The following is a 7,457-nucleotide window of genomic DNA, read 5'->3' on the forward strand; positions in this document are numbered from 1 at the left end:
ATCGTGCCTCCGGCAACTCCCCGCGCGCACGTCCATTCAGCGGTTGATGGCCTGGATTTCCTGGACGGTGATGTTCTGGGTGGTGCCGAAGGTGCCGTCAGGGAGGTCGCCGCCGGCACCGCCGGTTCCGGTCCAGTGCATCTTCCAGGTAATGGTGGCCTGGAGTTTGTACGTGCCGTCGCCGGAGGAGCGGAGGTAGGTGAGACCGCAGGGTGGGGTCTGGTCGGCTGATCCCTGTGTGTAGGGGACGCCGATGCTGCCGTCCTGGATGGGGCATTCGCCGGAGGCGGGGTGGAGTGTGGCGTCCTTGGTGCCGGGCTCGATCTTGAGGGAGTGCGGGGTGGCTGTGGCGGTGGCCTGGATGTTCAGGACGGGGACCGAGGCGGTGACGGACACGGGCTTGAACTCGGCCTTGTCGAGCCAGGCCCAGGTGGGGAGGTTGACTTTGGTGTTGGCCTTGGGGGCGAGTTCGATCTCGGTGTCGGGTACGCGGACTTCGGCGTAAGCGAGGTGCGCGAGGATCTCGGGGGTCACCGCCTCGGGGACGTCGGCGGGCGGCGGGTCGCCGTTGTCGACCCAGAATGTCGGCTTGTCGCAGGCGAGCGCGCCGGGTTCGCCGCTGCGGGCTTCGTTGACGTACGAATCCCACCAGTAGCCCTTGCCGGCCTTGTCGGCGTTAAAGTCCTTGTAGGGCTCGCCGTCCACGTAGCGCTTGCGCTGTTCCAAGTCCCACTGTGCGCCGGTGGATTCGGAGGCCCAGACCGACTCGCGTTCCTTCTTGAACTGCGCCGGGGTGTACTTGGGTGCGTACCAGCAGGCAGGCGGCGTCCAGTTGCCGGCCGCGGTTACCGGGCCGGCCGCCTCGCCCCTACCGTTCCTTGAGCGATCGAAGCTGACTCCGCCCGCAATTGCGGAGAGGTCCTGTCCTGCGCCTTTGCCATCGACCTGTGTGTCGGTCTCGGAGTTCCCGCCTCGGCCGCGGGCTGCCCAGGCGGAGGGGGTACTCATGAAAGCAGTGGCGCCCAGAGCCAGTGCCATGAAACATAGCGATGACTTCCTTACGGCTGGCATTGCGCCGCCCCCCTCTTCGAGATGATTCGCGTGGTCTGCCAAACTCCGTCCGAATTCTTCTCTAGTTTTGTGCTGTAGGAGACGTAACTATCCTTATTGGGCGGGATGACATCGATCTTGCCGGTCTTGAGATTCTTATTGAATCCCTTACTCTCATCGGCGCAGTAGGTCAGGGAAGCGGTTCCATCCTTGTTTAGCGTCACACGCCGGTCGCTGTATCGGACTGTGCCAGTAATGGTGAGCCCTGCCGCCTTGAACTCTTCAACCCAGTTGGATGCAGCCTCGAGAGCCCTCCCAGAATTATAAAAATTGAGGGCAACATACTTGGGATCTGTTCCTGCAATTGCAGCGTCAGTAGCACGCATCCGCTCGGCGTTGTCGGCGAGAATGGCGTCCTTTACGGCATTGCCCGTTTTCTCCGGGATGAAAACGAGCTTGTCGTCCGGCGGGAGTTCGATCTTGGGGCGGTCGGATGTGCCCGAGGGGGTGGCGCTGGGTGTGGGGGACTCCTTCTCACTCTGGTCAACGCCCGCGATCGTGTTGTTGGCTTTGGGCTTCTCATCGCCGCTGCCGCAGGCCGTCAGCATGAGGGCTGCGGTTGCGGCGAACACGGCAGCAACGGGCAAGGTGCGGCGCTTCACGGTCAACTCCCAGTTGGGGCAAAGGATCAGTCAAGGGCAATGACGCTATCCGTGGGGCGCATGGTTTCGCTAGAGCGAACTACCCTGCCTGGAGTGTGATGTGTGTGAAATCGGACAGGTCGCGTGTGGCCCCGGACGCTTACATGCGTCCGGGGCCGCGGCGTGGAGGTTCTGCGAGTGCCGTTCGCGGTGGTTACCTCGGTCGGCACCGTTGGCAGCCGCACGGCGGATACGCGGAAGTTGGCGACAGTGCGTTGGCGTCTCTGTCCGACAGGGCCACCACCTTGCCGCTGTCTTCGGTCACGGCGCCTTGGGTGTTGACCTTGTAGGTACGCAGTGTCAGCCGGGATCGCCGCGGAGTTGAGCCGAGGAGTTCCAGGGCGTCGGTAAGCGGCGGATAGTGCTCGGCGCACTCCGGGCACGCGTACACGGTGAAGCCCGGCCCCGTCGCGGCGTGGACCTCATGCACGAGGACAGGGGCGTCGGTGGTCTGCTGACAGCGGGCGCACGTCCGTACCGGGAGTCGGGTCATCGCGCACTCACCCGCACGCCGTGAATCCAGTCCGGGCCGACGTCGATGCCGAGTGTCGCCAGGTGGAGGGTGCGGCGCCGCTCTCGTTGCCGGCGCCGCTCGGCCGGGTCGAGGACGTAGGGGCGTACGAGAAGTGACGTACTGCCGTCGAGCAGGTCCGTGAAGCGGGGCGGGGCAGGGGTGATCCGCAAGGTGGCCGGGGTGGCTCCGAGGCGATGGCGGCCGTGGGGATGTGGGGTGCAGGCGCCCAGCACCCATGCCAGGAATCGAACGGTAAGGTCTCGCATGTCGACGCTCCTTCAACAGCGTTGGCCATGCCCCGGGACGGTATCCGCCGTCGCCGGGGTCTCTGTTGCGTGCGTCACAACGCTACAAGCTCAGTGAAGCTATGTATAGCTCGCTAATGGTTCTCGCAGGTCAGGGGTGCTTACCGTGGCTTCATGAGTGGCCAGAGCAAGATTCCGGACTTCGACCCGCAGGGACCGCAGCTGGTGTACGTCGCCATTGCCGACCACATTGCTGCGCGCATCGCCGCGGGTGAGCTGCACCCCGGAGCGCGGCTGCCTGCTGAGCGAGACCTTGCAACGGAGTACGGGGTTGCGTACTTGACGGTTCGTCGGGCCGCCCAGGAACTCCGACAGCGCAAGCTGATCGTCACCGTGCACGGTAAGGGCACGTTTGTCGCCGATCCGCTGCCGAAGCAGGAGGGGCCCGAGGGCGAGTGAGCGACCCCTCGTAGGCTTGCGAGTCCGACGGCGAACACACCGCAGGGTCCCGCGGTGACGCCGCGCCGCTCTGCGGCGTCACCGCGGAGGCTCGGGTCTCTTTCTGAATCCGCGTCGGTAGGGCTGAAATGCCTGGCAGTGTGGGCGCCCTGGCGGTCGCTTCAGTTGTTACGTCGGCCGGTCAGGCGACGTCGTCACTGTCGTAGTCGTCGAGGTCGTTGTCGGCGCGCAGCCTGATGGAGCGTGCCAGATCGTCGATGTCCTCCAGGGCCGAGAGCACCCTGCCCGGGGCGGGTGAGGCGGTGATCATTACCAGGTCGCGGTCGAATTTCTCGCTGCGCCAGGCGTACCTCAGGCCGATGAGGAGGTCGGTGCTGTTCGGCATCGTGAAATAGCGCAGGACGCGGAGTCCCTGACCGAGGTCTTCCGTGGTGAATTCCTCCACGATCGGAGGTTCCACGGCTTCCTTGTCGTCCGCCATGGCCAGGAGGCGGAGCGCTGGCTCGCGATCGCCCTCGATGGGGAAGTCGGTCACGTATACGGGCAGGGGCATCGCCCGGGGGTCGGGCAGGTGCAGCACGATGTCGTAACCGGGAAAGGCCTGCGGGTACTTCTCGACGCATGCCTGAAGGGTCTCGGCCAAGAAGGCGACGCCGGTTTCGCCGGAGTCGATTCCCGAGTCGTCCCAGCAGTCCTGGGCCGTCTCGGCTGCCCATTCCGCGGGAGTCTGCTGGTCGTCGTCCGTGGGGACCCCGTCGTCGTCCTCGTTGTAGACATCCGTCCAGCGCCCGGGAATCTTCAGCCACGTGTCCGAGTCGTAGTCGATGTTCAGCCAGCTCATTCTCTGCTCCAACGAAAGGTGGTCATGATGGCATCGAACAACTCGACTGCAGCGTCAGCGAGTTCATCGTCGGGAGCGCCGCCGCCGACGGTGGAGAAGGCGACGGTGACCCAACGGTAGGGATCCTTGGGGACGGGGACCGCGTAGTCGACCCGGTGGGTGGCCAGTCCGGAATCGTCCCTCGGGCCGGCCGTGACGGCCGACTCACAGCGGGCACCGGACGAACCCCGCGGCGTGCGCCCGGCCACGGCCTGCCGACGGGCTGGTCGGTCAGGCGTCGGCCTTGCGTGCTTGCTTCACCACCCTCTTGAGCTGCTTGAGCAACTCCAGGCGCGCCTTGATGACGTCGTCCCTCGGAATGTCGTCCGATAGTCGGTGAACAGCCCGGTCGAACAATCCCTTCAGCGAGGCCCAGTTCAAGACCATCAAATACACCGCCGCCCTCCGTGAACGCCACCTCGCTCCAGAAAACCCGCGCCTGGCGCGAGGGATTCTTCAGCTACTACAACCACGAACACCGCCATCGCGGGATCGGCCTGCACACCCGGGAATTGGTCCACTTCGGCACCGCCGAACTCGTCCGGGAACAACGGGCCGCAACCTCGCCGAGGCGTATGCCGCACACGCTTCGGCAGCCGCCCCGGCCCCCGCACTTGCCCGAAAGGGCATGGATCATCTCCGGCTGTAGCACCTGGTTCTTCCGGATCACGAGGAACGTGCCGGCGCTGCCGAGCCGCAGGCCTCTGCCTCTGCCTCTGCCTCTGCCTGCCGGCGAGGATCAGGACTGCTCCTCCTCATCGCAAAAGCCCATGTCATCGTCATGCCGAAGCCGCAGATCATGCGCCAGCTCCGCGATGACGTCTGCCGCTGCCAGGACCTGACCGGGGGCCGGGGAGCCCGTGATCATCAGCACGCTTCTGTCGTGGTCCTCGCTGAGCCAGGCGTAGCGCAGCCCCACGAAGAGCTCATTGGTGCCCGGCAGCAGCGTGTAGTTCAGCGAACGCAGCCCCGTCCCCAGCGACTCGGTCGCGAACTCCTCGACCAGCGGAGGCTCCACCGCCTCGGTCTCGTCGGCGAGCACCAGTCTGCGGAGTTCGCCCACGTCGCCCTTGAGAGGAAGTTCGGCGATCCAGATGGGGAGCGGCATCATCCGGGGATGCGCCAGGTACAGGAGCAGCTCGAATCCGGGGTGGACGCTGGGGTACTTCTCGACGCAGGCAAGGAGAGTACGGCCGAGGAGCTCGACGTCGCCCTCTCCTGGAGTCTCGTCGTCCTCCTCCCACCAGTCCTGCGCCGTTTCGTGCGCCCACTGCTCACGGGTCCTGTGCTCGCTGCCCACGAAATCCTCGCCCGCGGCCGCCGTCCAGCGGATCGGCACGGAGAGCCATACGTCGGCGTCGTAGTCGATGTCCAGCCAGCTCACTGCGTACTCCATCGGAAGGTCGTCGTGATCGCATCGAACAATTCCACGAGGGCATCGGCGGGATCGTCCGTAAGCGGGGTCAACGTCGTTGAGCCAGAGGCTTTGGGCAAATTCATCAACCTCGTCGAGGTGCGAGGCCAGCCAGCCTGGGTCGTCCGAAACCGTTCGCAGTGTGAGGTCGATTCCGAACTCGTCTGAGCGCCAAGCGAAGTTGAGCGACATCATCAGCGAGCCTTCGCGGGACCCCCAGTAACGCAGCGATCGGAGCCCTTCTCCCAAACGTTCGGTGGTAAAGGTATCCACCTCGACCGGTCGTACGGGGCTTTCTTGGTCCGCCTGGACCGCCTCGCGGAGACGGGCCGTCCGGTCGCCCTCCACGGGGACCTTCAGGGCGTAGAAGGCCAGCGGAGTCCGTCGCGGATCCAGTGCGTAGAGGAAGACCTGATGTGCGGGGACCCTCCCCGGGATGCCCTCTGCGAGCATGGCCAGCCGGACCGCCAGGGCCTTCCTGTCGCGCCGCTTCGGGCGCTTCTCGTGAAGCTTCCAGAGTAGCTCCGCGTGTTGGTGCGCCCATTCTTGAAGGTCGTCCGGACGGTCCCACGTCAACGGCATCAGCAGCCACTCTGAGGGATCCGAGTCAGTCTCAAGAAAGATCACGCGTAGCTCCAGCGAAACGTGGTCATCACGGCATCGAACAGTTCCACTAGGACTTCGGCGAACTCGCCGAGGGGATCCACGTCTGAGATGGTGCTGAAGCAGACCGTGACCCACTGCGAGGTCGTACCCCGCGGAACCGGGAGTACGTAGTCGATGCGGCGGGACGGATACTCCACTTCCCGCTCCGGGGCAGGAGGGGCGACGCGGTCCGTGCGGATTCCCTCGGCGCCGTCGACGGCGATGGGCTCGCTGTTCGCGGCTCCTGAGAGGAGGTGGGTCAAGACCTCGTCGCTGCGGGGATTGCCACCAGGGCCGGAAAGCACCTCGGAGACGACGAAGGACGCGGCGATGAGTGAGCCGTGGATCCGCTCCACCGGCAGGTAGAGCGTCAGGCCGCCGGCCTTGCGTGCTTGCTTCACCACCCTCTTGAGCTGCTTGAGCAACTCCAGGCGCGCCTTGATGACGTCGTCCTTCGGGATGCCGTCCGACAGCCGGTGAACAGCTCGGTCGACGATGTGCTTGACCGCGTCGTCAGTACCGTCCTGCAGAGGGATGAGGTCCCAGCCCGGGGGCGGCACGAGTGCATATCCGACGGGAGCCGATCGAAGTTCGGGGGCCGCTTCAGGCACCGCGCAACCTTTCCGTGACGGCGGATCCGGCCACAAGAAGCGGCGTGACGAACGCGCCGATGATGCCGGGCCAGAACCCGGTCACCACCGCCGGCAGGACCAGCAGGAAAGAGACGGAGAGCGCATGCGTGAGCCCTTCGGGGCGGCGGCTGTGCAGCGGGTACTTCACGAAGATCCACAGGGCACCGAGGATCCCGGCGGACGTCACGCCTCGCTCGAGCCAAGTCCACGTGTCCACCAGGGACCTTGGGCTCAGGGCAGCAAGCAGGAAATAGACGATGATGAACACTGCTGGAGCAATTACGCAGAGCCGAGCCGCCGCCACAACTCCGCCGCCGAGGCGGGTCATTAGCGGGTTGGCTGTGGACCGGTTGGGGGGCATTGGTTCTAACCTTCACTCTGGGGGTTGCTGTCTACCAGTGTGTATCAACGGGAGGCTTCCACGTATTGGCCTTCCAGTCGTTGTACCCCTCGCTGAACGGCTTGTCCGGGGTGCCGAACTGCTCGTGCGCGGCGCTGATCGCATCACTCTGACCGAGACTCTTGTCGATCACATCGGCGCCGGTTCCGATATATGCGGCAGCGAGAGATGCTCCGTAACCGGCTCCGGACTGAATGCGCGAGGCCGTGGAGGCGACTTCGGGGAAGGCATCGGCGTTCTTGGTGATGTTGGCGTAGATTGAGGCAGCTTCGTCGTCGCCCAAGTTGGCGAGCTTGGCAAGTTTGCTGATCTCCGGGGGATCGACCGACACCCGACCGGCGTCGTCGAGGATTCTCTTGCGGATGAAGAGCCGAAGGTCTTTGGCAAATACCTTGGTTGCGTCGTCCGAGGTCGTGGCGACGGTCCGGCCCAGTTCGTCCATCACGCGCGAGTGGGCGCGGATTCCGTCCTTGAGCTTGGCGACTCGGGACACGGTCAGGGCGATTGCAAAGTCGCG

The 7,457-nt window shown here is 65.0% G+C and carries 10 protein-coding genes and 1 pseudogene; 1 reads left to right on the top strand and 10 read right to left on the bottom strand.

What is annotated here, in order from left to right; all coding sequences use genetic code 11:
- Window positions 1-36: 36 nt before the first annotated feature.
- The 4 genes from J7E89_RS28365 to J7E89_RS28380 all read right to left on the bottom strand — a co-directional run bounded on the left by J7E89_RS28365 (window position 37) and on the right by J7E89_RS28380 (window position 2,531).
- Window positions 37-1,071: a hypothetical protein gene (locus tag J7E89_RS28365; protein WP_214977298.1), complete on the bottom strand. Its 1,035-nt coding sequence runs from the start codon at window positions 1,069-1,071 to the stop codon at window positions 37-39.
- On the bottom strand, window positions 1,059-1,712 hold the full coding sequence (locus J7E89_RS28370; protein ID WP_308315630.1) for a hypothetical protein: 654 nt from the start codon (window positions 1,710-1,712) through the stop codon (window positions 1,059-1,061). Before J7E89_RS28370 ends, J7E89_RS28365 begins: the two co-directional genes overlap by 13 nt.
- Before the next feature lie 193 nt (window positions 1,713-1,905).
- Window positions 1,906-2,244, bottom strand: a complete 339-nt coding sequence (locus tag J7E89_RS28375; protein WP_214977315.1) for a hypothetical protein — start codon at window positions 2,242-2,244, stop codon at window positions 1,906-1,908.
- Complete coding sequence (locus tag J7E89_RS28380; RefSeq protein WP_214977316.1) at window positions 2,241-2,531, bottom strand: hypothetical protein; 291 nt, start codon at window positions 2,529-2,531, stop codon at window positions 2,241-2,243. Before J7E89_RS28380 ends, J7E89_RS28375 begins: the two co-directional genes overlap by 4 nt.
- Window positions 2,532-2,684: 153 nt before the next feature.
- Between J7E89_RS28380 and J7E89_RS28385 the strand changes: the two genes are divergently transcribed.
- Window positions 2,685-2,969, top strand: coding sequence for a GntR family transcriptional regulator (locus J7E89_RS28385; RefSeq protein WP_214977299.1), 285 nt, complete (start codon window positions 2,685-2,687; stop codon window positions 2,967-2,969).
- Window positions 2,970-3,150: 181 nt separating this feature from the next.
- Here J7E89_RS28385 and J7E89_RS28390 read toward each other — a convergent pair whose 3' ends face one another.
- From J7E89_RS28390 to J7E89_RS28415, 6 genes and pseudogenes are all read right to left on the bottom strand, one after another.
- Window positions 3,151-3,810 carry a hypothetical protein gene (locus J7E89_RS28390; protein WP_214977300.1) on the bottom strand — a complete coding sequence of 220 codons (660 nt, stop codon included), beginning with the start codon at window positions 3,808-3,810 and terminating at the stop codon, window positions 3,151-3,153.
- A gap of 270 nt (window positions 3,811-4,080) precedes the next feature.
- Window positions 4,081-4,236, bottom strand: a complete 156-nt coding sequence (locus tag J7E89_RS28395; RefSeq protein WP_214977301.1) for a hypothetical protein — start codon at window positions 4,234-4,236, stop codon at window positions 4,081-4,083.
- Between the two features lie 352 nt (window positions 4,237-4,588).
- The gene (locus J7E89_RS28400; RefSeq protein ID WP_214977302.1) at window positions 4,589-5,233 is read right to left on the bottom strand and encodes a hypothetical protein; all 645 of its coding nucleotides are present in this window, start codon (window positions 5,231-5,233) and stop codon (window positions 4,589-4,591) included.
- Between the two features lie 653 nt (window positions 5,234-5,886).
- Window positions 5,887-6,519, bottom strand: a complete 633-nt coding sequence (locus tag J7E89_RS28405) for a hypothetical protein (RefSeq protein WP_214977303.1) — start codon at window positions 6,517-6,519, stop codon at window positions 5,887-5,889.
- Window positions 6,512-6,808 (bottom strand): hypothetical protein, encoded by a 297-nt coding sequence (locus J7E89_RS28410; protein ID WP_214977304.1) that lies wholly within the window; start codon window positions 6,806-6,808, stop codon window positions 6,512-6,514. Before J7E89_RS28410 ends, J7E89_RS28405 begins: the two co-directional genes overlap by 8 nt.
- Before the next feature lie 124 nt (window positions 6,809-6,932).
- Window positions 6,933-7,457 (bottom strand): annotated as a pseudogene (locus J7E89_RS28415) (hypothetical protein); the annotation flags it as partial.

Origin of the sequence: Streptomyces sp. ISL-100, assembly GCF_018614615.1 — a bacterium.
GTDB lineage: Bacteria > Actinomycetota > Actinomycetes > Streptomycetales > Streptomycetaceae > Streptomyces.

Excerpts from the sequence above, each read along its gene's own strand:
- J7E89_RS28395 (WP_214977301.1), bottom strand. The coding sequence starts at position 4,236 with ATGGTCTTGAACTGGGCCTCGCTGAAGGGATTGTTCGACCGGGCTGTT.
- J7E89_RS28365 (WP_214977298.1), bottom strand. The coding sequence starts at position 1,071 with ATGCCAGCCGTAAGGAAGTCATCGCTATGTTTCATGGCACTGGCTCTG.
- J7E89_RS28390 (WP_214977300.1), bottom strand. The coding sequence starts at position 3,810 with ATGAGCTGGCTGAACATCGACTACGACTCGGACACGTGGCTGAAGATT.
- J7E89_RS28375 (WP_214977315.1), bottom strand. The coding sequence starts at position 2,244 with ATGACCCGACTCCCGGTACGGACGTGCGCCCGCTGTCAGCAGACCACC.
- J7E89_RS28385 (WP_214977299.1), top strand. The coding sequence starts at position 2,685 with ATGAGTGGCCAGAGCAAGATTCCGGACTTCGACCCGCAGGGACCGCAG.
- J7E89_RS28380 (WP_214977316.1), bottom strand. The coding sequence starts at position 2,531 with ATGCGAGACCTTACCGTTCGATTCCTGGCATGGGTGCTGGGCGCCTGC.